The sequence below is a fragment of the Vibrio sinensis genome (assembly GCF_003605645.1).
GTDB classification, from domain to species: Bacteria; Pseudomonadota; Gammaproteobacteria; order Enterobacterales; family Vibrionaceae; genus Vibrio; species Vibrio sinensis.
The window spans coordinates 1-24104 of the sequence record NZ_QVMU01000015.1; the positions used below are offsets into that span (position 1 = coordinate 1).

The 24104-nt window shown below is 41.6% G+C and carries 18 protein-coding genes; 9 read left to right on the forward strand and 9 right to left on the reverse strand.

The features are described 5' to 3' along the window. Positions 1–275: 275 nt before the first annotated feature. From DZ860_RS14880 to DZ860_RS14890, 3 genes are all read right to left on the reverse strand, one after another. Entirely contained in the window at positions 276–821 is a 546-nt protein-coding gene (locus DZ860_RS14880) for a hypothetical protein (RefSeq protein ID WP_120032643.1), read from the reverse strand. Between the two features lie 178 nt (positions 822–999). Next, entirely contained in the window at positions 1000–1497 is a 498-nt protein-coding gene (locus tag DZ860_RS14885; RefSeq protein ID WP_120032645.1) for a response regulator, read from the reverse strand. Positions 1498–1501: 4 nt separating this feature from the next. After that, positions 1502–3448 carry an ATP-binding protein gene (locus DZ860_RS14890; RefSeq protein WP_120032647.1) on the reverse strand — a complete coding sequence of 649 codons (1947 nt, stop codon included), beginning with the start codon at positions 3446–3448 and terminating at the stop codon, positions 1502–1504. Positions 3449–3625: 177 nt separating this feature from the next. Between DZ860_RS14890 and DZ860_RS14895 the strand changes: the two genes are divergently transcribed. Then, positions 3626–4885: a DUF945 family protein gene (locus tag DZ860_RS14895; protein ID WP_243641867.1), complete on the forward strand. Its 1260-nt coding sequence runs from the start codon at positions 3626–3628 to the stop codon at positions 4883–4885. 174 nt (positions 4886–5059) lie between these two features. After that, entirely contained in the window at positions 5060–6142 is a 1083-nt protein-coding gene (gene serC, locus DZ860_RS14900) for a 3-phosphoserine/phosphohydroxythreonine transaminase (protein WP_120032650.1), read from the forward strand. Positions 6143–6314: 172 nt separating this feature from the next. Here serC and DZ860_RS14905 read toward each other — a convergent pair whose 3' ends face one another. After that, positions 6315–8726 (reverse strand): YgiQ family radical SAM protein, encoded by a 2412-nt coding sequence (locus tag DZ860_RS14905; RefSeq protein ID WP_120032652.1) that lies wholly within the window; start codon positions 8724–8726, stop codon positions 6315–6317. 204 nt (positions 8727–8930) lie between these two features. On the opposite strand from DZ860_RS14905, the gene DZ860_RS14910 reads away from it, so the two are divergent. Both DZ860_RS14910 and DZ860_RS14915 read left to right on the forward strand, forming a co-directional pair. Beyond that, entirely contained in the window at positions 8931–9611 is a 681-nt protein-coding gene (locus tag DZ860_RS14910; protein WP_120032654.1) for an HI_1241 family integral membrane domain, read from the forward strand. Positions 9612–9850: 239 nt separating this feature from the next. After that, positions 9851–10051 (forward strand): DUF4250 domain-containing protein, encoded by a 201-nt coding sequence (locus DZ860_RS14915; protein WP_120032656.1) that lies wholly within the window; start codon positions 9851–9853, stop codon positions 10049–10051. A 105-nt stretch (positions 10052–10156) separates the two neighbouring features. Here DZ860_RS14915 and metR read toward each other — a convergent pair whose 3' ends face one another. Then, entirely contained in the window at positions 10157–11068 is a 912-nt protein-coding gene (gene metR, locus DZ860_RS14920; protein WP_120032658.1) for an HTH-type transcriptional regulator MetR, read from the reverse strand. Positions 11069–11498: 430 nt separating this feature from the next. On the opposite strand from metR, the gene metE reads away from it, so the two are divergent. Beyond that, positions 11499–13790 carry a 5-methyltetrahydropteroyltriglutamate--homocysteine S-methyltransferase gene (gene metE, locus DZ860_RS14925; RefSeq protein ID WP_120032660.1) on the forward strand — a complete coding sequence of 764 codons (2292 nt, stop codon included), beginning with the start codon at positions 11499–11501 and terminating at the stop codon, positions 13788–13790. Between the two features lie 161 nt (positions 13791–13951). Here the strand turns inward: metE and DZ860_RS14930 are convergent, their stop codons facing one another. Continuing rightward, on the reverse strand, positions 13952–14638 hold the full coding sequence (locus DZ860_RS14930; RefSeq protein WP_120032662.1) for a DNA-3-methyladenine glycosylase I: 687 nt from the start codon (positions 14636–14638) through the stop codon (positions 13952–13954). Positions 14639–15059: 421 nt separating this feature from the next. On the opposite strand from DZ860_RS14930, the gene DZ860_RS14935 reads away from it, so the two are divergent. Continuing rightward, positions 15060–15515, forward strand: a complete 456-nt coding sequence (locus DZ860_RS14935; RefSeq protein WP_120032664.1) for a hypothetical protein — start codon at positions 15060–15062, stop codon at positions 15513–15515. 417 nt (positions 15516–15932) lie between these two features. Here DZ860_RS14935 and DZ860_RS14940 read toward each other — a convergent pair whose 3' ends face one another. The 3 genes from DZ860_RS14940 to DZ860_RS14950 all read right to left on the reverse strand — a co-directional run bounded on the left by DZ860_RS14940 (position 15933) and on the right by DZ860_RS14950 (position 19775). Beyond that, positions 15933–17261 (reverse strand): hypothetical protein, encoded by a 1329-nt coding sequence (locus DZ860_RS14940; RefSeq protein WP_120032666.1) that lies wholly within the window; start codon positions 17259–17261, stop codon positions 15933–15935. Then, positions 17258–18361 (reverse strand): hypothetical protein, encoded by a 1104-nt coding sequence (locus tag DZ860_RS14945; RefSeq protein WP_120032668.1) that lies wholly within the window; start codon positions 18359–18361, stop codon positions 17258–17260. Before DZ860_RS14945 ends, DZ860_RS14940 begins: the two co-directional genes overlap by 4 nt. A 532-nt stretch (positions 18362–18893) precedes the next feature. Next, the gene (locus DZ860_RS14950) at positions 18894–19775 is read right to left on the reverse strand and encodes a LysR family transcriptional regulator (RefSeq protein WP_120032670.1); all 882 of its coding nucleotides are present in this window, start codon (positions 19773–19775) and stop codon (positions 18894–18896) included. Positions 19776–19960: 185 nt separating this feature from the next. On the opposite strand from DZ860_RS14950, the gene DZ860_RS14955 reads away from it, so the two are divergent. The 3 genes from DZ860_RS14955 to DZ860_RS14965 all read left to right on the forward strand — a co-directional run bounded on the left by DZ860_RS14955 (position 19961) and on the right by DZ860_RS14965 (position 24078). Continuing rightward, complete coding sequence (locus DZ860_RS14955; protein WP_120032673.1) at positions 19961–21169, forward strand: adenosylhomocysteinase; 1209 nt, start codon at positions 19961–19963, stop codon at positions 21167–21169. A gap of 66 nt (positions 21170–21235) precedes the next feature. Next, positions 21236–22501, forward strand: coding sequence for a NupC/NupG family nucleoside CNT transporter (locus DZ860_RS14960; RefSeq protein ID WP_120032676.1), 1266 nt, complete (start codon positions 21236–21238; stop codon positions 22499–22501). 356 nt (positions 22502–22857) lie between these two features. Further along, a complete protein-coding gene (locus tag DZ860_RS14965; RefSeq protein WP_120032678.1) occupies positions 22858–24078 on the forward strand; it encodes an SGNH/GDSL hydrolase family protein in 1221 nt (406 codons plus the stop codon). Positions 24079–24104: the final 26 nt, after the last annotated feature.

Below are 24104 nucleotides of genomic sequence, written 5' to 3' on the forward strand. Positions count from 1 at the left end.
AGAGTTGAGGGACAATGGCAAACGGCTAATACTTCCTAAAAAGAGAAAAAGAAAGCCTTACCCCAGAGCTGTGCTAAAAAAAGCGCAAAAATACCCCTCACGCTCTAGAGATAAAAATGCCACTCGCTCTTAAGCGAGTGGCATTAAGGTTTGACCTCGGCTTTTTTTATATAGGTGACCCGTTTTTTATACGAGAGTCCCGCTTCAATAAAGTCGAGACTGACCATGTTCCATTCCTCTTTATGCTTGGAGCATGAAGAGGTGAACATAAGTACTTAGAACATAAAACGAGTAGTGAACATAACTTGGTCACCATAGAATTCGTTGATGCGTGCTTCAGCACCTAGAGAGAATAACTCTGTTGAGTGGAAGCGAGCGTACGCTGTGCCAATCCAATCATCATTATCTTCAATTGATACGTAGCCGACTTTGCCGCCCACTTCAAGTTGTGGACCTAACCATTGACGAACACCAACATTTAGCTCAACGCCGGTATCTGCACTACCTGGGCCTGCGTCAGCAACACGGAATAGGATCTCACCGGTTAAATCTGCCCAGTTGTTGATTGGTGCGTGGAAACCTAAACCTGCAGCTGCATCAAAATCACTTTCGAATTCTGAATCGATACGAGCAATGGCGTGCGCGTTTGGATGAATAGATTTGCTAAGGCCTAAACCGTAGGTGTTTGGGCTGACAGCAATGCGAGCTTCAAAATAGTCATAATTGAAGTTACTCATGATATTTGAGCTATTTGGATCCATTTGTGCAAGTGCTTGGCCAGATGTAAGTACCAGCGCAGTAGCTAAAAGAGTTTTACGCATAAGAACGATGAACCTTATCTTGTTAATTTCTTTGGTCTTAAGCGACGAGCGCGCCATGACGTTTAATCTGACATAATAATGCATTAAGGCTTAGTGTCACCAGACCCAATGTCATTGTTTTGTCGTTATTAGTTATAATAAGGCAATACATATGCCACTATTTTGGAGCTTTGCTGGATTATTCGCCAAATGTGTCACGTTTTTTAGATAAAGCTTGTAACATCTGATTGGTATCTAACACGGCAACCCAAGGAAGCAAGTCAGCTTCATTCGCAATCATGTATTGGGTTAACTGATCGGTCACCGCACTGACAAGCTCATCTCTTTGCCAAGGTTTCGCAATATAAAAATCTAGACTAGCGTTATTCAATGCTTCGACCGTATCTTCTAATCCCGCTTGTCCTGTGAGTAACAGTTTGCGGGCGCTAGTCGTGTCAGGATCTTGACTCAATTCAATGAGGAAGCTAGTCCCGGTCTGTTCTGGCATAATATGGTCACAAAGGATAAGCGCCAGTTTTACGTCGTCTTGCTGGCATTGCTGGATTATTTCTTTGGCTTCACGTACCGATTGCGCCGCTTCGACGATGAAATGTTCCTCAAAAGAATCTAAGTCTTGAATGACGCTATCTAGAACTTCTCGCTCATCATCAACACATAAAATTAAATACTTTTCCATGATATTATTCCTCGTTATTGGCGTTAGAATGCGGGGCGATTGGTAACCATACCGACATGTTTGTGTATTGATCTACTATGGATTCAACATCAATATGCCCACCGTGCTGGTGGATAATTTGTTGGCATACAGATAGGCCAATACCCAGACCGAAATTGCCTTCTTTCTTTGTGGTAAAATTAAGGGCGAATATCTGTTTTATGAGTTCAGGTGGAATGCCGCTGCCATTATCTTTAAATGAAATTACAGCCCATTGTCCCTGCTTGTTTGTTTTCAATTGAGAAGTAATGCTCAGACAACCTTTGTCTGGAAATGCATCGATGGCGTTAGAAATGAGGTTGGTCCACACTTGCTGTAATGCGATAGGCAAGCAGCGAACGTCAGGTAAACTTGAATACTCTTTTTTCACTTGATGCCGTTTAAGACGGTTCTCAAAGATAACCAAGGTATCTTCGATACCCTCATGTAAATCCACAAAGTGAAACGTTTCGTCATCAGGACGAGCATAGCCTTTCAGGCTTTTCACCATATCAGCGATACGTTGCGCGCAAACATTAATTGATCGTAAAGTGGCACCAGCGACATGGTAATGTTCTAGTGCGTCCAATTCTTCTAAAGCCTGAGTCGACTTGGTAGTGGCGTGGTGCAACCACTCACGATTGTTTTCAAGACCCAACTTAACCATTTTCTTTGCGATACGACGATGGCCGACCACCTCTTCGACTTGCTTCGCTTTTTGTCGTTCATCTGCTGTAGAGCAGGGGCGTGATGTGAGCGCAAGGTGTAAAATATCATGCCCATTTTTTGCTGTTTTATCATCATGGGGTAGGGTAATTTGGTCTATTTTTTCGATAAGAGTGTCTGTCCCTCTTAAAATGGCTGCAATAGGGTTATTGAGTTCGTGCGCAACTCCCGCAACGAGTTGGCCGAGCATGGCCATCTTTTCTCGTTCAATCAATTGATGGTGTGCAGACTCGAGTGATTCAAGGGTTTTTTGCAGCTCTAGCTTGGTCGTTATGCTGCGTTGTAGACGACGGTTAAAGTGACGCAGCAGTAGATTAGTAAATAGAGGTAACAGAGCTGAATTAGATTGCATCACTTTAGCGAAAATTTCGTGATCGAGTTTTATCACTTCGGTTTTGGTTAATGTGATACCCGTTGAAAACGAGGGTTCACCCGTAACAAACGACATACCGCCGACAATGTTACCTTTACTATGGCGCACTACTTCACGCTGCATGCCCAATTCATCTTTTTTATACAGAGCGATCTCACCCTCGGTGATAAACCATAAAAATTGATTATCTTCACCCTCAACGGTGAGTAGGTGCTCTGGCGAATAGGTACGAAAGGCATGATGCTCAGATTGTTCGGCAAAAAATTGGTTGAGCGCATCAATGACTTTTTCCGTCAATTCAGAATCAGAAAGTCGATGATGTTCGGTAATAAAGGCTGCCTGATAGCGCAGCATTCGCTGATCAATATGTGCACGAAGTAGACGTTTTTGTTCCAGTACTTGGCTGTAATTTAGGAGATTTTCTGGGTCGTTTTCAATGACGAATGTCGTGAGTTCTTTTTGAGCCGTCGTATAGACAAGGTCTTTTTGTAGAGGCTTAGTTAGGCAATGGTCTAAGCGGCCCTCGTTGACGGTGGTTAAAATCGCCTGAATATCTTGAGCGCAACTAATTAGAATCTTCCGAGTGCTTTGCGTGTGGGGGGATTTGTCTAATTGGATCAGAAAGTCAGCACCATTGAAATGCGCATGATGACTTGCAATAACAAGCGCGACAGCTTGATTGGTTTCGGTACATGACATGAGTGTTGCATGAGCATCTTCAATATCATTGAGGCTATAAATATCAAACTTACTCGAGAATCGTGCCAATTCATCACGCAACTGTTGCGCGCTGATCGGATTATTATCTAAACATAGAACGGCATAGGGATTCACGAGAGAGCAACGCCTTTAAGTGTTTGGTTTAACGGTTACTTTAGCAGCCCTGTTACGGGGGTGCTGAGAGCTGGATAATAGAAATCTTCATGATTATTGGAATAAAGCCAATACTCTGATTTATCTCAATGTTTTTTGGTGTAGACTAAACAGACTCTACGGAAAAGAATGAAGATCATGCAACAGCTTAAAAAATATGCTGCCATTGGTGGCGCCATTTCTCTTGTTTTGTGCTGGCCTCTTGCGGTTGGTCAAATTGGTAAAAACGTTATTGAGGATAGTGTTAAGCATCTCAATACAGACTCTGTAACAGCAGAAATCGTTCAATACGATCGTGGTTACTTGTCCTCGACTGCGCAGACTCGTTACACAGTCACTGACGCGACCCTTATTGCACAATTAACCGCAGATGGTTTACCAACTGAAATCATTGTTAATAGTGAGATTAGCCACGGTTTGTTTAGCTTAACGGCAGATTCGACACTGCAAGATTTGCCAGAAATCCCATTGTCGCTGCATACCTACACTCAGCTAAATGGTAATACCGACTACCTCATCAATTTAGACACATGGAATCAAGTGAGTGAAGGTGAAAATGGCGCGATGCTATCAGTAACCCCATCAACGCTGTCTGGCCATGTGACCGTGCTAGGTGAAATGACTTATGAGCTTAATGTGCCATCACTGGAAGTGGACTTTAATAGTGGCGAAAAACTATTGCTGTCCAAACTAACGGGTGAGGGACAAGGTAAAAAAGTTCAAGGTTTTTGGATTGGTGAACAGACGGTCAAACTGGCTGATATGACGGTACTTGATGCTGTTCAAACACCATTATTTGCCGTGAAAGGTTCTCAGTACGAGTTTAATGCTCAGTTAGATGAAGCAAAGCAACGCGTGACGACACAACACGTGGTGAAATCTGAGAATCTGTTGTTTGAACAACAAAAATACTCTCAGTTAGAAGTGGATTTCTCATTCGGTGATTTAGACGTGAATGCCTTTGAGCAACTCATGGATATTTATCAAAATGATCCGATGATTACAGCTGAAGATGCAGATAAAATTATCCCTCATGTTGAAACCCTATTTTCACGTGGCTTTTTCTTATCGATGAATCAATTGGCGCTGAACGTAGGTGACGGTCAATTTGAGTCACAATGGAAATTAGAAGTGCCAGAGGGAACACAAGGAATTGTGCAAGACCCATTCAAATTGATGAAAGTGCTTAAAGGTAACTTTGCAGCGTTTCTATCCAATAGCTTAGTAGAGAGCAATCCTTTTATTAAGCAAAATGTCGATGAGGGCGTCATCATGGAAGCCATTAAGCAAAACGACAAAGGCTACCAGTTTAATGCAGAGTTAGTTGATGGTAATTTGCAGTTTGAAAACGGTCAGAAAATCCCGTTAATGAATATGTTACTACCAATGATGATGTAAGCCTTAGCTTGTTATACCTGTCATACTTGAAGTTACAGCTGTGTTGGGTATATAACAGCCAATATCATCAATGAATAAAGTAAGAGAGATCATTTGATCTCTTTTGCTTCTTTTTACCCAGTGAAAAAAGTGGTATTAATCTCTTTTATTTGAAGTATGAGCAAGGAAGGAAAAATGGATAGCGTTTATAACTTTAGCGCGGGCCCAGCGGCTCTCCCTAAAGCGGTCATGGAACAGGCCCAAGCCGAATTCATCAATTGGAATAATTTAGGCACCTCGGTGATGGAAATTAGCCATCGCAGTAAGGAATTCATTCAAGTTGCTTCTGAAGCTGAGCAAGATCTACGTGATTTGCTGAATATTCCAAATAACTACAAAGTGTTGTTCTGCCAAGGTGGCGCGCGTGCTCAATTTGCTGCTGTCCCACTAAACCTGCTTGGTGGTGCCAAGAAAGCGACGTACATTGATGCGGGTTTCTGGGCTGAAAGCGCAATCGATGAAGCTCAAAAATATTGTGAAGTGGATGTTTTTGAAGCGAAAGTGGAAAAAGATGGAAAGTTGGCAGTAAAACCAGCGGCTGAATGGGAAATTGATGCTGATTCTGCATATGTCCATTTTTGTCCAAATGAAACTATTGATGGCTTAGAAATCAGTGAGCTACCAATCACTGATAAACCTATCGTCGCAGATATGTCATCGAATATTCTTTCTCGTAAAATCGATGTGTCGCAGTACGGCGTGATTTATGCTGGTGCGCAAAAGAACATTGGTCCAGCGGGTATCTGTATTGCTATCGTTCGTGATGATTTGTTGGATCTAGCCCATAATTTACTCCCGAGTTTTTTAAGCTACAAAGTACTGGCTGAAAAAGACTCGATGTTTAATACACCACCAACATTTGCTTGGTACTTGTCAGGTTTAGTCTTTAAGTGGCTAAAAGCGCAGGGTGGTGTAGAAGCAATGGAGCTGCGTAATATTGAAAAAGCCGCGACATTGTATGCATTTATCGATCAGTCTGATTTTTACCGTAATGGTGTTCATGCAGACAACCGTTCACGTATGAATGTGCCATTTCAATTAGCGAAACCAGAATTGGATGCAGAGTTCTTAGCACAAGCTGAAAAGCAGGGCTTAGTTGCACTAAAAGGTCATCGTGCTGCGGGTGGTATGCGAGCATCGATTTACAATGCAATGACTCTTGAGGGAGTGGTTGCCTTGGTTGACTTTATGCGTGATTTTGAAGCCAATAACGCATAAGTATTAACACATCAGCATTAATGCATAAATAATACTTCACGATATCGTGGCAATGGCTTAGCTCAAATGGGTTAAGCCATTGGAATTAAAAAGGCAGAGTAATGATTACTCTGCCTTTTTTATCACTTTATACCACTATCTCGGCACTGTACCCGTCGTGGTTACAGCGTCTTTAACGATGCTTCGGTTTACGTTGGCCAGCAGGCTTGCCATTACCTGTTGCGTTACCACCTCGTTTATTGCCAGTGGCATGGCCGTTACCCGCAGCTTTATCATCAGAACGTTTGTTGCCTTGCGCTTTTGGCGCGCTGGAATTTGGACGATTCCCCGAGTGGTTTGGCTTGTTGTCACCTTGGCGCGTTGAACTGCCCGATGGTTTTGCGCCTGGGCGAGTTGGTTTGCCACGTTGTCCGTTGCGCTCACCACCATTACTACGCTCGTTTGAACGTTCATCATTGCCTTGACCTTGTTTACCAAAGCCTGGCTGATTCTTGGTGTGTTTTGTCGCGAAACGTTGTGAACCATGGCGGCCAGATTTACGGCGTTGAGCAGGTGTTAGAACGTCGTTATCTGATTCAGGTACCAAGCAATTTGGTTTGTCACCAATCAGGTGCTTTTTGCCCATTGAAATCAAAGCTTCGCGGATCATAGGCCAGTTATCTGGATCGTGGTAACGCAATAATGCTTTGTGCAGTCTACGTTGACGCTCACCTTTCGCTACTGGCACTTCTTCGCGTTTTTTGTATTTTACACGTTTTAGTGGGTTGGTTTCTGAGTAGTACATTGATGTCGCATTACACATCGGAGATGGGTAAAAGTTCTGTACTTGGTCTGTCTCAAAATTATTCTTTTTAAGCCACAACGCCAAATTCACCATATCTGCATCTTCAGTGCCCGGGTGAGCCGAAATGAAATAAGGGATCAAGTATTGTTTCTTACCGGCTTCTTGGCTGTATTTCTCAAACATTTCTTTGAAGCGATCATACGTGCCCATACCCGGCTTCATCATGAGATCCAACGGACCTTTTTCAGTGTGCTCTGGGGCAATCTTAAGGTAACCACCAACGTGGTGTGTCACCAACTCTCGCACATATTCTGGCGACTCAATGGCTAAGTCGTAGCGAACACCTGAGGCGATCATGACTTTTTTAATGCCTTTGACTTGGCGCGCTTCACGGTAAAGATCAATCGTGTGCTTATGATCTGTATTCAGTTTGTTACAGATACCAGGGAATACACAGGATGGACGGCGGCAGTTTGCTTCTGCTTTAGGATCGCTACAACCGAGGCGATACATGTTCGCTGTTGGACCACCTAAGTCAGAAATAGTACCGGTAAATCCAGGAACTTTGTCACGAATTTCTTCAAGTTCGTTGATGATCGATTCTTTTGAACGGTTTTGAATGATGCGGCCTTCGTGCTCGGTAATCGAGCAGAAAGAACAACCACCAAAACAGCCACGCATGATGTTGACTGATGTTTTAATCATGTCATACGCAGGAATTTTCGCTTTGCCATACATAGGGTGGGGTACACGAGCGAACGTTAGTCCGAACACGTAGTCCATTTCTTCTGTAGACAGTGGAATCGGAGCTTGGTTTACCCAAAGTTCGCGATCGCCATGGCGTTGGATCAGTGCACGTCCCGAATATGGGTTGGTTTCAAGGTGCATGACGCGGCTAGCGTGAGCATATAGGATTCGGTCGTTATTCAGTTTCTCGAAAGGCGGTAAGCGAACTGCGGTGGTTTCAGCATCATGACGAGACGGACGAATCGTAATTGGCTTCGCTTCTGGTTCTTCTTTATTGGTTTCACATTGTTCTTCTACCGCGTATGGGTTGATTGGAACAAATGCTTCTTTGCGCGGTTTCTCGATACGAGAAGAGTCAATAATCGTGTAGCCCTCAGGCTCCGCTGGCAAATTGATTGCCGTGCCACGAATATTGGTTAGCGTAGAAATATCTTCACCATCAGCAAGACGGTGCGCCACTTCAACAAGTGCACGCTCAGCATTACCGAATAACAAAATATCAGCTTTAGCATCGAAAAGAACCGAGCGGCGAACTTTGTCTGACCAGTAATCGTAGTGAGCCAGACGACGCAAACTCGCTTCAATACCACCTAATACAATAGGGACACCTTTGTACGCTTCACGGCAGCGTTGTGAGTAGACTAGCGTTGCGCGGTCAGGACGTTTACCACCCTCATTATTTGGCGTGTAAGCATCATCATGACGAAGTTTTTTATCCGCTGTATAACGGTTGATCATCGAGTCCATGTTGCCGGCAGTAATACCAAAAAATAAGTTTGGTTTACCTAGCGTCATAAACGCGTCTTTATTATTCCAATCTGGCTGAGCAATAATACCCACGCGAAACCCTTGTGCTTCAAGTAAGCGACCAATAATCGCCATACCAAAACTTGGGTGATCGACGTAAGCATCGCCGGTTACGATGATAATGTCACAGCTATCCCATCCTAGTGCTTTCATTTCTTTACGACTAGTTGGCAGGAAACGTGAGGTGCCGAAGCATTCCGCCCAATATTTTTTGTGCTCGTGAATAGGAGTGATGTTGCTGTACATATTTTGCTCTCAGTGCCAGGGAGCGCGAATTATAGCGATTTGGATCTTATCTCGCTACTTTAGTTTGGCTTTAAGCGCCATAGTGGGTGCAATGATTCGTGATGTTTGCACCTAATTATCGGTGATAATGCAGTTACGCTAGTTCGATGATCGGCCTTTTGTTATGATGTTCGCCTTTATTTTAGCTAAGACGTTATCATCACAATGGTTCAGCAATTGTTAACCGTGTTCGCCCCAATGCTATTGGGCGCGCAACTTATTTTGACTCTAATTTTAGTGAAAGGGGACATCTGTCCTGGGCAGCGTGGACGTATTCATAAACTGCTTCCATCCATTGGAGTACTTTGGCTCGCGGTGGCTTCCCTCAAAATTGAAGCGTTTATGGTCGTGTTTGCCATTTTCTATTTTTATTCTCAAGTTCAGACCGGTAAAACGCGTGATAAAGGCCCAATGTGGATCATGTACCTTGCTGATGGCTTGGCATTATCTTATGTCACGATTTTGATGGGTGAGCAAAACTCGATAGTGGCAGGCGTAAACGTCTTTGTTCAGACTATCTTGTTGGGTGCGATATTTAGCCATCTTCTGCTTAAAATTGCCCGTAGCCGCCTGCAAGCGTTTCATCGCTTATTACCATCGGTTGGTGTTATCTCTGGGATCTTGATGAGCCTGTGTGTATTGTTCAAAGTGTATGGTTTAACGCCAGAGTTAGCAGAACAAGCGCTTCAAGGGATTGTATTGTCTTTCGTATTATTAATTGTGGGTATTATTGTTTGGTGTTGGCACCTGTTTACTCATAAAGAAGTCGCGAAAGGGCAGTTGGTACTGGCCTTGTTAACCCTGCTCGCTTCAACGGCATTAAGTCAAAGTTTGTTTGCGCTTTAGTTTGTTAATTCTTTGGCCTGGTGACACTTTAGCTTGAGTTTCCATCTGCTCCACTTGCAATGAAGTATTGATCTGTAGTTTTGATCTGTAGTTTTGATCTGGAGCGTTGATGTGGAGTACGAATACGATAGTTAACGTGCTAATAAGGAACGAATAAAGATTCTTTAGAACTGCATCACTTCAGCTTTCGGTGATTTTGACTACGCTTGTAGTAAGGGATCACAGAGAAAGGTGTCGTTATGGATTTAAGCAATGTAAGTGGCTTAGATAGCATTATCTTACTGGGTATTGTGAATGAAAAGCTGCGTTTAGAGTGTGACAGTTTTGAAGAATTGGTGAGTACTTATGAGCTGGATGTTGAGGGCGTTGTGGGTAAGCTGGATATGTTGGGCTATCAATACGATCCACTGACTAATCAATTTAAGGCATACCCGCGTTAATACTACGTTCTGATTCTTTACTTGAACAAGAATACTAAGAGAAAAGGAGGCTAAGCCTCCTTTTTTTGATCACGTTTTTGATCAAAGTAGTGTTGACCATGACAGCTAGGCCAGTTTGATCCCCTCTAAATGACTCTTACACTGCTGTTTGGCCGTGGTAAAGAAAGCTTGCAAATAATGTTTGTCTTTGTCGGCGCTCCGAGTCGCAGCAAACAAACGTCGCCATAAACCATCGCCAAGTGGAATACTGGCGATCAACCCCTGTCGAGAAAATTCACTGATTGCCCAATTAGGCAGCGCAGCAACACCTAAACCAGCAGACACCATTTGTACCAGCATTAACGTATTATCAGACTGCTTCCATTGAGCCGGTTCTACTCCCGCAGGTTGGAGAAAATGTTTGACCACATCTAAACGTTGTTTTTGTACCGGATAGGAGAGCATGGTTTGATCGTTAAGATCTTGGGGAGTTACGAATGACTTAGTCGCTAATGGATGATTGATCGCTGTGATCAAACGCATTTCAAAATCAAACAGAGGCTCATAATGTATTTCTGAACGGGGCTGTATGTCGGAGGTGATTACTAAATCTAACTCACCACTCGCCAATGCAGGTAGTGGTTCAAAACCGAATCCTGATGAAAAGTCGAGTGTCACACTTGGCCATGTAATTTGATATTCTTTGAGCGCCGGCATTAACCATTGAAAACATGAATGACATTCAATCGCCATGTGCAAACGACCATTAACATCTTCTTTGAGACTCGCCAGTTCATTCGCGGCTTTAGCAATGCGTGGTAATACCTCATCAGCGAGACGAAGCAAAATCTCTCCCTCTGAGGTGAATTTGACAGGACGAGTTTTACGCAAGAACAACTGACCACCTAAACGAGCCTCCAAATCTTTGATTTGATGAGATAGGGCAGATTGAGTTAAATGTAATGCTGTTGCGGTTGCCGTGAGTGACCCAGTATCACGTAACGACGTCAACGTTTTTAAGTGTTTGAGCTCGACCATGAAATCCTTTCACCTTGCTTCTTCCTTGTATGAATAGTTCTAACCTACCTTGTTATCTTGATTATGTAAACGTCTAGACGTCTAAATCGCTTTGCTGTGACTGTCCGTATTCTGCTCATTCTGCTCATTCTGCTCTCTTTTCGTTTTTCATCACTTTACTCTAATCATTCAGTGCGTTATTCACTTGGTRCCTTATTGGTTCGGTGCTTTGTTTATTTCGTGCCTTGTTTGTTAAAGGTTTCGTTCATTCAAAATAGATGAACATGAATTTATCTAATAAACCAATTGAAGAATTGGAGATTGTTCGCTGGTGGCTTTAACGAGATAGTTTAGCCATCCAGACTGCTTAAGCGTATCGGCTTAGCTTGAACGTATCGATTTAGGTAGCTCTGAACGGAATCAACGAATAATAAACAATAAGGTAAGGCTCATGACAACAACGACTCATATACTTGGCTATCCACGCATCGGTGAAAAACGAGAACTCAAATTCGCGTTAGAGAAATATTGGCGTGGTGAGATTGAACAGGCTGAGCTGAAAACGGTAGGCGCGACACTACGTGAGAAAAACTGGTGCACTCAAGCTGATGCGGGCCTTAGCTTTGTCACTGCGGGTGATTTTGCATGGTATGACCATGTTTTGACTACCACTTTACTACTGGGACATGTGCCAAAGCGTCACGCGAATGGCTTTCCGGATCTTGATACACTATTTCGTGTTGGACGAGGACAGTCACAAGCAAACTGTGGATGCAGCGGCAGTGCAGCATCAGATATGACCAAGTGGTTCAACACCAACTATCACTACATTGTGCCGGAGTTCAGTAAAGACGATAGTTTTGAGGTGAGTTGGCCCCAGTTATTTGAAGAAGTGAACGAAGCTGTTAAAGCAGGTCACAAGGTAAAGCCAGTATTATTGGGGCCTCTTAGTTACCTTTACCTAGGTAAAGAATTAGATGAAGGGTTTGATCGCTTAACCTTACTTCCTCGCTTATTAACGGCTTATCAGGCCATTTTAGCTAAACTCGCAAAGCAAGGCGTTGAGTGGGTTCAAATTGATGAGCCCATTCTTGCCCTGGAGTTAGATAAAAAGTGGTTGGATTCATTTAAGCTTGCTTACCAAATGCTTCGTAGTGATGTCAAAGTATTGCTGACAACCTATTTTGACTCAGTAGAAGATAGCCTAGATCGCATTGTGGATTTGAGTGTTGATGGTTTGCATATCGATCTCTCTGCCGCGCCAGAACAGTTAGATAAAGTCGTCGCTAAATTACCTGAAAACTGGGTACTTTCAGTGGGTGTCGTGAATGGGCGTAACGTTTGGCGAGCTGATCTAAGTAAACAATTGGCCCTGCTTCAACCTTTGAAAGAGAGACTCGGTGATAAATTATGGATTGGAAGCTCATGTTCATTACTGCATAGTCCAGTGGACCTTGAATTGGAACCATCACTGAGCGGGGAGGTCACCAGTTGGTTTGCCTTTGCCAAACAGAAAGTGACAGAAGTTGCGTTGCTAGGGAAAGCGCTCGATGGTGACCAAGCGGCAATTCTAGCTTGTGATACTTATAGCGCCCCAATTCAAGCACGTAGAACCGCCACTCATGTTAATAAACCGCAGGTGCAACAACGCCTTAATGGTGTAACCAAAGCATTAGCAGAGCGCAGTGCACCTTACAAAGAACGTGCCGCTCACCAAGCGGAAGTATTGGGGTTGCCTTTGTTTCCAACGACGACGATCGGTTCGTTTCCACAGACTAGTGAGATCCGTGTTCAACGTGGCGCATTTCGCCGCGGAACCTTATCTGAAAGTGAATACGAGACGGCCTTAAAAGGTCACATTGCGGATGCTGTCAAACGTCAAGAAGCGTTGGATCTTGATGTTCTGGTGCACGGTGAAGCGGAACGTAATGACATGGTGGAATATTTCGCAGAAAACCTAGCTGGGTTCCAAACGACGCAATTTGGTTGGGTGCAAAGCTACGGCTCCCGTTGTGTGAAGCCAGCTATTGTTGTTGCGGATATCGAGCGTGAGAAACCAATGACGGTTGAATGGTCGACCTATGCACAATCGCTAACCAGTAAGCAAATGAAAGGGATGCTGACGGGGCCAGTGACAATCTTATGTTGGACGTTCCCTCGTGAAGATATCACAAAAAAACAGATTGCTGACCAATTAGCGCTGGCGTTGCGTGATGAAGTATCGGATCTGCAGGATGCAGGAATTAACATTATACAAATTGATGAGCCCGCGATTCGAGAGGGGCTACCGTTGAAAAAGCGTGATCACAAAGCGTACCTTGAGTGGGCTGTGGATGCGTTTAAGATTTCAGCAGCAAGCGCAAAACCAGAAACTCAAATCCATACTCATATGTGTTATTCCGAATTCAATGAAATTATTGATTCAGTGGCGGCATTGGATGCAGATGTTATCACTATCGAGACTTCTCGTTCAAACATGGAGCTTCTTAAAGCGTTTGAAGAATTTAATTACCCGAATGAAATTGGCCCTGGCGTTTATGATATCCATTCACCTAACATTCCAACGCAAGAGTGGATTGAGGGGCTATTGAATAAAGCCGCAGAGAAGATCCCGGCAGAGCGTTTGTGGGTAAACCCTGACTGTGGCTTAAAAACCCGTAACTGGGCAGAAACCGAAGTTTCATTAGCCAACATGGTTGCCGCAGCCAAGAGATTACGTAAAGCGCACCAAACTCAAGATTAGAGTTAGCTTAATCACATCTCATGAACTTGTTACAGCCAGCCTAGATTAGGTTGGCTGTTTTATTTATGTAGAGCAGAGCAAGTGTTATTTGTAATTATGACTATCTGTGATTATGGTTATCTGTGATTATAGCTATCTGTAACTAAAGTTATTAGCGATTGTTATAGGCGATTATCTCCGCAACTGAACGCGATGATCTGGCTAATGTGGGTTAGGCTACGGCCACTTTGTTGTTGCCAAGTAGTAAAAGCGGCATTGATAGCAGTGAGTGCTCGCTTAGACGTTTTTCCGCCCTCAAATACATCACAGTTTCTAAGGTATGCTTCAACATCACTGGAAAGAATAAACGTATCTACCCCCATTTGACGTAACGCGTAAGCACCGGTATTACCACCCAGTCGCGAACCGTGTTTTTTCAGATAGAGCCATAAATCAGTGATTTTCCCCTCGGGCCAATCAGCAATCATAGTTGAAAAAGAACCATATTCGAGCGAGGCCTGATGGATCATTCTTGCATTGGCAGGAATCGACATAACTTTGGTTAGATGGCGGATAATGCGTTGATCAGTCGCCTTTTGTTCCCAATGTTCATCGGAGAGCATCAATAAGGGTTCAATTTTAAAGCCGAAAAAGACCTCTTCGAAGTTTGGCCATTTATTTCTAACTACGCTCCATGAAATGCCACATTGAAAGACTTTCTGAGAAAATGCCGACAACCATCGATCGTCGGCGATAGACAATAGTTCACTTCGGGTGAGTGGTGTGGAGAGTAGAGACTCGAGTTGTTCATCACCACCTTTACGCTCCGCAGCTCTCGCGTAAATAGCATCAAATTTTTCAAGGGTCATAATGCACTTAGATCGTTAGGGATAGGGGAAGCATCATCATAACACTTTTGTTATGGCACCTTGAACACTGCTCCTTGAATACAGTCCCTTGAATATAGTTCCTTGAATACAGTCCCTTGAATATAGGGACTTTGCTATTTTGAGCCACCGTTCCTTCAATTTTTGGTCATTTCATCGCGCATCGCTGAAGTCATAAAATCGAGCCAACAAATGCCAACAAAACGCAGATATAAGACAGAGGGCATTTTTCAGATGAAATCCTCCATACCTCGTGAGGCATCACCACCCGCACCTATTAGTTTATGTATGCTATTTGGTGTTTCAGTTGCTGCTTAACTGGGCGTTGAGTGTGATCGCAACTAGACCCACAACAACGATTACAACCGTAACGACTATAACCAAGACATAGAGGAGCCAGTAAATGGATGATTGGCCACAACCACGCAAAATTGTGCGAAAAGGTAACTTTCCTTATAAATTCAAAATAGAAACGGATTATGAATATCAAACTCATTGGCGCTTGGAAAAGGCGTTCGTTTCCCAATGGTTGGACATTTCAACCGATGGATTGATTACCGTGAAAGCGGGCGAGCATGGCTATCGCTGGGATGGCTGTACACCTAAAGTGAGCGTACTTAACTTATGGATTTTAGGCGTGCCTGATGGCCACATAAATTATCGAACAATGAAGCCATATACTTACTATGCATCTTTAGTACACGACGCGCTATACCAATACCTTGATACCGTTCCTGTCTCTAAAGCTGACATCGATTTGTTGTTTTTGGAAATGTTAGGTGATTTTAAATTAAAAAAAATCTATTACTTTTTCGTGTGCAAATGCGGTGGAAGAAACGTGGTGCAAACAGGGACTTGATTCGTGGTGAGTGGATAAAGAGATGAGGTTCATCATCTCTTTATTGGACTGGGTTGAGGATGGCTTTTGGTTAGAATCGCTTGGTGATCACAAAATAGTTTACTTGGCTTTGTAAATCGTTTTTGGACAGAAATGAGTCAATGAGATTGCTAATTTAGTGACTCATGAATTATCTCAGTATAGAAAATCTGACAGGCAAAAAGGCAAGACACGAACCCATAATCTGCGATATTCCTGATTAATATAATGAGTCAAGAAATCTCTATAGAGCTAGTACAATGGGATTTACATCAACTTTGTAAGTGAGGGAAGAAAGAGGAAACTTCAAATACTCGACTTTATCTTAGTAAATCCGAGTATTTCTTCTAAAAATACAGCTTAAACTATATGCAATAAAACTGGTATGTTGGTAAAGGTTTAACTTGTTAAATGGAAATACCACAATATAGCAGAAAGCGCTATCAAAATTAATAGTGACATATAAAGATAACTTTTACTTTCAGAAACTTTCAATGACTCACTAAGGGACTTGGAATTGAAAAAATCTGATATTTCATCTTCACTCAGAAAAACACGATTTCTCTTTTTTATCTCTTCAAGTTGATACTTGTATATCTCTATATTTTTATTCATTTCACCGTTTGCGATCCAAATACTTAAAAATGCGGCCACTAGAAAAACACTGGAAAGTACAGTTAGTTCCAAAGTAAGTATATTTACAACTTTCCCCTTATCAATCGCAGTGAATACTATAATTGAAAAAAAGTAAGAGAGGATAACGAAAATAGATTGCTTGATAGTAGACCTACTCGCTGAAACTGAATCATTTATTCTGTTACATAAATCCAGTGTGGAATCACTTGTTCGATTTCGAACCTCTATATACTGTTCAAAATCTTCTTTTATATAAACTTGATAAATGGAATCCAAGACCCTAATTATATTTGTATCGAAGATCTTAATTACATTTCGACTTTGAGATATCACTTGATTGATAACACCAATACGAGCTGATAGCCTCTCATCATTGTATGCCCATTGAAAAACTTGATAAACAGATTGACCGCACTCTTTTGAAAAATCTATCCCGTAATATTTCAGATCGATTTGATGGCCACCATCGAACTCGAACAGTTTATCTTCTAAATTACATGATCGAGATATGAGGCATAAGCACAGTACAGTTCTCATTTCTAACAAGTGGTAAAAGAAATGTGATGAGTCAACAAACAACTCTAACAAGAACTCCAGATAACAGACATTCATCCGAACACCTGTTAAAATAGTGTCCTTTTTATGTCGCGCCACAAAACTAGCCATTACGTGTTCTTGGTACGAGCTTAAGTCTATATTTACACTACCAATAAGAACCGAATCAAAATCCTCTCTTATTGTTTTTAGCCAAAATTTAAGCTGAGAGTCCAATCCTAGAACAGATATAGATGAAATAAACGTTGCAGGATCAATAACTCTCAGCGTACGGTCACTTTTCTTCTCACATTTGAGCTCTATTGTAACTTTACTCTTATCCTCAATATTCTCGAGCCTTATATCAAGCTCTTCATAATCAGAGAACTCAAAACTCGCTACATATTGATTGTTTTCTTCAATTTTACAATTTAGGCTTTTAGCATGCTCACCTATATCATCAATAAAGGCACATACAAGCGCCTCAACATCGATGTCATTACTTAAATCGATGGTCCTGTAGTAATACTCTTCAGTATCGCGATTTCTGATTCTCATTTTGGAGCGATTTTCCGTTCTTTAAACCCATCAAGACCAATATCGGTTCTGACTAAAAGGTAGCTTTTTCCTTCCAATTCGGTCTTAAATACCTTATCTCTTATGTTTCCATTAGACTGTAATGTCATTCCATCATCTAACTGTACAATATTTTTTATATCTTTCTTTATGATCTTAAGCTCTATGTTAAATTGTCCATCGAATTTATTTTTGCTCTTAAGTTCACAGAGCTTGTCTGCAATTTTATTTACATCTACTATTTCTGCATTAAATGATTTAATACTGTCATTCAGAAACTCATCAAAGTCGAAGTTTGTATTAGTCGTAAAATAGGAGTTCAAGCACTCAATAAGCCCATACATATCTTCTTTTGAATCAGAGCAAGAGGTCGTAATTACCTGCCTAATTGATGTGTAAGCTTTCTTAGTATTTATGTCGTCTTTTTGAAGTGGTTCAGAATCTAAAAATTTTTCGTACCAAAAATTAGCGATATTTCCATTTTTATCGGATAGCCTAATCTCTTCTTCACGTACACCATCTTCGTTGATAAAGACAACACAAGATTTTAGAATACCTTTCTCTTCTGGAAGTCCTTTTTCCTTCTCATAAGTTGTTCTAGAGTAGTACGTTTCTAAATCAAGCTTAGACATAATGATAACATCTCTATCATTAATATTTGCCCGAGCGATAACGAATGTACCTTCTTTGATATCAAAAGATGGTTTTTTTTCCGCTACAGTTAAGGCATCAGCAATCTTTTGTGAAAATACGGGCCAGTTTTCAGGTGATTCAACAACTTTATCCATATATAAAGCTACTTTGCTTCCCTCAATAAATTTGTATCCTCGAGAAGACTTGCTGCCGTAGGTATGACGACATAGCCTCACAAGAAATGTACTTAAATCAGGCTTATCCTTTAAATCAGCATCACTTTCTTTATACGAACCGTCTTCATTTAAATCAAATAAATGAATCTCTTGAATCATTTCTGCAAACTTTTTATTTTCTAAAGCATCTTTTTGCTCTTCACTTAGCTCTTCATCGTCTTGCTTCACTTCTTCGATCAACTTACTTTCAAGTTCCATTGTTGCGTCTGTCATCTAAAAAACCACCATCAACTATATGTTGCTATTGTATTTTAAGATGACTGTCGTACAACAGGTTTATATTAAACTTGCGACTTAATGCCCTCAGTTAGCTCTCACTTTTTGCCTCTCAGTAGCTCTAGTATTGTGAAATTCGAGTATGCAAATCAGGAAAAAGATCAATGCCGACTCATTTTGGGGCAGAAGTTAGCTAGGTATAATTGTTACTACAATGTGATCATCAAGCGATTCTGTCGAACTTTCAGATTAAGCCGAACGACTTCTCCTAACTTCCCCTTCAAGGAGTTGTAAGGTCAATTTGCTACAGCACTAGGGGAGGGGCTCGATATCGAACGCTGAAAGTGCAGCGATAATTTTATGTCTTAGATTAACAACACTGACTGAAGGAAGAGGAGGTGTTGATTGTCGTATTAGTAAGGACAGACACCATAAAGTAAGCAATATTTAAGGTGCCTGTCCATTGAGTTTATGAGTTCGTTACACTATTTTCCCTACTTCATATACATCCCTCATGTGGCTAGCTGAGTTATTGCAATAGATGGTCAATGAATGTTCTTACTTTATGTGATGCAACAACTGCACTAGGGTAAACAACGTATAGTTCGGTAGACCAAGTGTAATCGCATAACAGACTGACTAGTTCTTCTCTCTCAATATAATCATCAACAAGGAAATCAAGAGCACAAGATACTCCAACTCCATTCTTAGCCATCTCGACTAACATTGCCTCAGAATCCGAACGAATGGTTGAATTTAGTTCAACAAATTCATGGGGTTTATCTACGTAATTAAAGCGCCATTTATCTTTCGTTAAGCAGCTGCGGTAATTCATACAACGATGCACTTTTAAATCCGATGGGATTATTGGTATTCCATTTTCCTTAAGATAACGGGGTGATGCGATAACCTTAGTGCCTATGTCTTTAATCTTTCTACAACGAAAGCTGCTATCTGGTATTGCTCCAATATGAAAGGCTAAATCGATACCATTAGACACCAAATCATCAAGCGTATAGCCATAAATAATTTCAAGCTCAACGGTGGGATATGTCTGAGCAAATGAAGCGATCTTTTGCACAAGATTTAAATCATGTTCAAGAACAATTGGGAATCGAATCTTGAGCGATCCACTTAGTGTTTCATTTCGTTGGTCAATGACATCGTGTGCTTCTTTGATGTCATCTAGAATCTTTGAATATCGCTCATAGAGATATTTCCCTTGCTCAGTTAACGAAAGGGTTCTCGTCGTGCGTTGAATAAGCGTGCATTGCAATTCATTCTCTAATTGACGTATTTGCTTACTCACTACTGACTTAGATAACACTAGCTCGTCCGCCGCTTGTGAAAACGAGTTATTCTTAACCACCGTATAGAATGTGGTGACTAAATTTAGATTCAAATTTTTCATCGGTATGCCTCAAGTCATTCGGCCTATTCTAACGAATCCCTACTAAAAAAATTGAGACGTTCCCTTTAAATACATCACGTTATAGTTTCCATACGAGAACAATCTTTCCACATAGCTTTGTTTTTCTACGTCTGAATTTCGCTCATTCTATGTCCACGCCAATCTTTCACTATCGGATATAAAAAATGACTGACATTACCAATGACATAGCAGATTTAAGTCTTGCTCCAGAAGGCACTAAACGAATCGATTGGGCTCGAGCTCACATGCCAATTATGCGCAGCCTTATTAAGCGTCTAGAAAATGAGCAACCATTCAAAGGTTTAACTATCGGCATCTGCCTTCACGTTGAAGCAAAAACAGGTGTTTGGATGGAGGCTCTGACCAAAGGTGGCGCAAAAGTTGTCCTAACAGGCTCGCCTGGTTCTACCCAAGATGAAACCGCAGCGGCTCTAGTGAAAGACTACGGTGTTCACGTATTCTCACACCGTAATGAAACGTTTGAAGATCACCTTCGTTACTGTGAAAACGTTTTAAGCTTTAACCCAGACATCATTGCGGATAACGGTGCAGATCTACACGAACTGGTATTTACCCATCCTGAGTTTGAACACTTACAAGCAAAACTAATCGGTGCGACTGAAGAGACCACAACGGGTGCTAATCGCCTACGTGAAGATTTCAAATCTGACAAATGGGCAACACTGATCATCAACGATACCATGTCTAAGCGCATCATCGAAAACCGTTTCGGTGTGGGTTCCTCTGTTGTCGACGGTATCATGCGCGCTACAAACGTAATGCTCCACGGTAAAAAAGTAGTGGTAATTGGTTACGGTTATTGTGGTTCTGGTACAGCTCAACGTTTACGTGGCATGGGGGCTCACGTAACGGTTGTTGAAAATAACTCATTAACAAAACTAGAAGCTCACATGGAGGGTTTTTACACATCAACACTGGAAGAGGCGCTGCCTGATACAGATATGGTTGTGACTATCACAGGGCGCGATGATGTCCTACGCAAACAGCATTTTGAGCTAATGCGTGATAAAACCATTATCGCCAATGCAGGTCATTTCCAACGTGAGATCAACTTGCCCGATCTTAACGAAATGAGTGAGAGCATAAACCGTATTCGCCCACATGTTACAGCTTACAAGATTGCAGGTGAAGCTAAAGAATTGTTTGTTCTGTCTGATGCAAACTTAGTGAACCTATCCGCAGGTGATGGTAATCCAATCGAGATCATGGATTTAGGTTTAGCGCTTCAAACTCTAAGTCTTGAACGAATTGCTCTTAACGCTAAATCACTCACTAAAATACCTCAGCCTGTGCCATACGAAATTGAAATGATGGTTGCTGAACTCGCTTGTAAGCATTGGATTAACCACTAATTCAACACTTAACGGCAAGCAAACAATGGCTTGCCGTTATATTTGTAAGAGAACAAGGAATTTTCTATGCAAACCCTCTTTAGCCTACTTGGTATGGTTGTGCTACTTGGCATCGCTTATGCCCTTTCGATGAACCGTAAATCTATAAAACTAAGAACGGTTATCGGTGCTTTTGCCCTTCAATTTCTAATCGGTGCATTCGTACTATTTGTGCCTATAGGTAAAGACCTACTTCAATACGTCTCGAACGGTATAAATACGGTTCTAGGTTTCTCTGCTGATGGCATTAATTTTCTATTTGGAGGCCTCGCGAGCGACAAGATGTTTGAAATGTTTGGCGGTGGCGGTTTCGTCTTTGCGATTCGCGTATTACCCGTCATCGTATTCTTCTCAGCTCTAGTGTCTGTCTTATATTATCTTGGCATAATGCAGATCTTCATCCGCATTCTTGGTGGTGGGCTTCAAAAGCTACTAGGTACGAGCAAATACGAGTCGATGTCAGCAACAGCAAACATCTTTGTCGGCCAAACTGAAGCGCCTCTTGTTATAGCTCCTTACATCAACAAGCTTAGCCGTTCCGAATTGTTCGCTGTTATGTGTGGTGGTCTTGCATCTATCGCAGGAACTGTACTCGGTGGCTTTGCGGCGATCGGTGTTAACATGGAATACTTAATTGCTGCATCTTTTATGGCGGCGCCAGGTGGTTTACTGTTCGCGAAAATCCTATTGCCAGAATCAGAGAGTGAAGAAGTCCTAAGGGCTAACCGCGACAGTAATGGAATCAAAGAAGCAGTGCAACTTAACAAGCCTAGTAACATTATTGATGCCGCAGCAGAAGGGGCATCGAATGGGGTTGCTCTAGCAATCAATGTTGGTGGTATGCTTTTGGCATTTATTGCTCTAATCGCGCTTCTAAATGGCCTACTAGGTATGGTGGGGGGCTTTGCTGACATACCTGATCTTTCGTTAGAACTAATTCTTGGCTACCTGTTCTCCCCCCTTGCAATGATCATTGGTATCCCATTTGACGAGGCGTTTAGTGCCGCGACATTTATCGGCCAGAAGTTAGTTCTAAATGAATTCGTCGCTTACGTGAATTTTACTGAATTTCTAGCAGATAACCCATTATCAGAACGCACAACGGCCATCATAACCTTTTCTCTGTGTGGCTTTGCTAACTTCTCTGCTGCGGCAATGCTTTTGGGAGGTTTGGGCAGTATGGCTAAAGAGCGCCGCTCTGAAATTTCAAGTCTGTGCCTATACGCAATCCTTGCAGGCACGTTATCTAATCTAATGAGTGCGACCATTGCTGGCCTATTTTTATCATTTTAAGTAAAAGAGAAAGGCTTCGACAGGCTCAAGAAGCCTTTCTCTCTTTTAAACAAAGAAGAACTAGAGGAAAACTAACTGCAACTGATAAAAGGTTGGTAACTCTTGTCCATAATGTTCAGCAAGGTAAAGCTCAGGTCTGAACCCACTAACCCAGCAAGAGCAAACCGCAATAATCAAGGTGGGTGGTTAATCGCTCCGAATAAGTGAGGGAATAATGACAACCACCTTGTAAAATGAAATTCATTGTTTTTCATAAAAATAACGTCATCTATATCAGAGATATTGAAAATTAGTGCACAAAAATAGTTTGAATTAAAAATCATCCTTCAATTTGTAAAATAATGTAGGCGAGAAATATGAAACTGACTAAATGTACAAACATGTCATCTTTAATTTTATTAATTGTATCATTTGGTGCAATAGCAATCGAAGATGAAACTAATTGGGTGGGAACATGGACAGCAAGTGCTCAACCTGTATGGGAAAAGGATTTTCCTATTGCGACTGGAATTCCTGATACTTTCGAAAATCAAACTGTTCGTCAAATTTCTAAAGTAAGTATTGGTGGTTCATTGGCACAAATTGAATTGTCAAACGAATACGGGGAATTACCTCTTATTATCGGTAAAGCAAGTATTGCATTGACTGATAAAGGAATGAGTATTGATTCTGAAACATTAAAAGCGTTAACGTTCAACGGTCGAGACAAAATAACAATACCTGCTGGCGGTGTAGTTTTGTCGGATCCTGTTTCTATTGAAATCCCAGCCTTATCAGAGGTTTCTGTAAGTGTTTATTTACCAAAAGAAACTAAAGTCTCAACAATGCATTGGGGATTTTGGAAAGACAGCATTTTTGTTGCCAATAATGACCAAACAACAAATGCAAGCTTAATTGAATCAACTGATTTACGCACAAGATTTTTATTAACTGAAATTATGGTCAATGCACCAAAAGAAACTTCAGCAATCGTAGCTTTCGGTGATTCATTGACTGCCGGCGACAATGTTCAACGTTGGACAGATGTTCTTGCTTCTCGGCTTCAAGATGCTGGAATGAACATAGCGGTTCAAAACCAAGGTATTTCTGGTGGTCGACTATTGAACTCAAGAATGGGTGACAATGCCATAGCCCGTTTTAAAAGTGACGTACTAAGTCAAGATGATGTAGAGTCAGTATTAATATTTATGGGTATCAATGATATAGGTTGGAATGGTAGTCCATTAGCCAAAGATGAATCCCCTGTTGATCATAACGATATCATCAATGCTTACAAACAATTGATTTCAAGATCTAAAGCGAATGGTTTGAAAGTTTACGGTATTACGTTAACACCATTCGAGGGGGTAGTAGATGGTTTCTACACAGAAGAAAAAGAACAAATCAGGCAAAAAGTGAATGCGTTCATTCGTTCAGGTGCTTTTGATGCAGTAATTGATTTTGACAAAGTTTTACAGGATCAAAATAACCCTAAAGCTTTGAAATCTGAGTACAATGTTGGTGACAATATACACCTTACTGATTCTGGTCACGCTGCAATAGCAAATTCAATTGATTTGTTTCTATTCAAAAAATGAAAATATCCTTAAATAGAAAATAGGAT

Excerpts from the sequence above, each read along its gene's own strand:
- metE (WP_120032660.1), top strand. The coding sequence starts at position 11,499 with ATGACAACAACGACTCATATACTTGGCTATCCACGCATCGGTGAAAAA.
- DZ860_RS14965 (WP_120032678.1), top strand. The coding sequence starts at position 22,858 with ATGAAACTGACTAAATGTACAAACATGTCATCTTTAATTTTATTAATT.
- DZ860_RS14945 (WP_120032668.1), bottom strand. The coding sequence starts at position 18,361 with ATGACAGACGCAACAATGGAACTTGAAAGTAAGTTGATCGAAGAAGTG.
- DZ860_RS14910 (WP_120032654.1), top strand. The coding sequence starts at position 8,931 with ATGGTTCAGCAATTGTTAACCGTGTTCGCCCCAATGCTATTGGGCGCG.
- DZ860_RS14955 (WP_120032673.1), top strand. The coding sequence starts at position 19,961 with ATGACTGACATTACCAATGACATAGCAGATTTAAGTCTTGCTCCAGAA.
- DZ860_RS14895 (WP_243641867.1), top strand. The coding sequence starts at position 3,626 with ATGCAACAGCTTAAAAAATATGCTGCCATTGGTGGCGCCATTTCTCTT.
- serC (WP_120032650.1), top strand. The coding sequence starts at position 5,060 with ATGGATAGCGTTTATAACTTTAGCGCGGGCCCAGCGGCTCTCCCTAAA.
- metR (WP_120032658.1), bottom strand. The coding sequence starts at position 11,068 with ATGGTCGAGCTCAAACACTTAAAAACGTTGACGTCGTTACGTGATACT.
- DZ860_RS14880 (WP_120032643.1), bottom strand. The coding sequence starts at position 821 with ATGCGTAAAACTCTTTTAGCTACTGCGCTGGTACTTACATCTGGCCAA.
- DZ860_RS14935 (WP_120032664.1), top strand. The coding sequence starts at position 15,060 with ATGGATGATTGGCCACAACCACGCAAAATTGTGCGAAAAGGTAACTTT.
- DZ860_RS14885 (WP_120032645.1), bottom strand. The coding sequence starts at position 1,497 with ATGGAAAAGTATTTAATTTTATGTGTTGATGATGAGCGAGAAGTTCTA.
- DZ860_RS14960 (WP_120032676.1), top strand. The coding sequence starts at position 21,236 with ATGCAAACCCTCTTTAGCCTACTTGGTATGGTTGTGCTACTTGGCATC.
- DZ860_RS14950 (WP_120032670.1), bottom strand. The coding sequence starts at position 19,775 with ATGAAAAATTTGAATCTAAATTTAGTCACCACATTCTATACGGTGGTT.
- DZ860_RS14930 (WP_120032662.1), bottom strand. The coding sequence starts at position 14,638 with ATGACCCTTGAAAAATTTGATGCTATTTACGCGAGAGCTGCGGAGCGT.
- DZ860_RS14940 (WP_120032666.1), bottom strand. The coding sequence starts at position 17,261 with ATGAGAATCAGAAATCGCGATACTGAAGAGTATTACTACAGGACCATC.
- DZ860_RS14905 (WP_120032652.1), bottom strand. The coding sequence starts at position 8,726 with ATGTACAGCAACATCACTCCTATTCACGAGCACAAAAAATATTGGGCG.
- DZ860_RS14915 (WP_120032656.1), top strand. The coding sequence starts at position 9,851 with ATGGATTTAAGCAATGTAAGTGGCTTAGATAGCATTATCTTACTGGGT.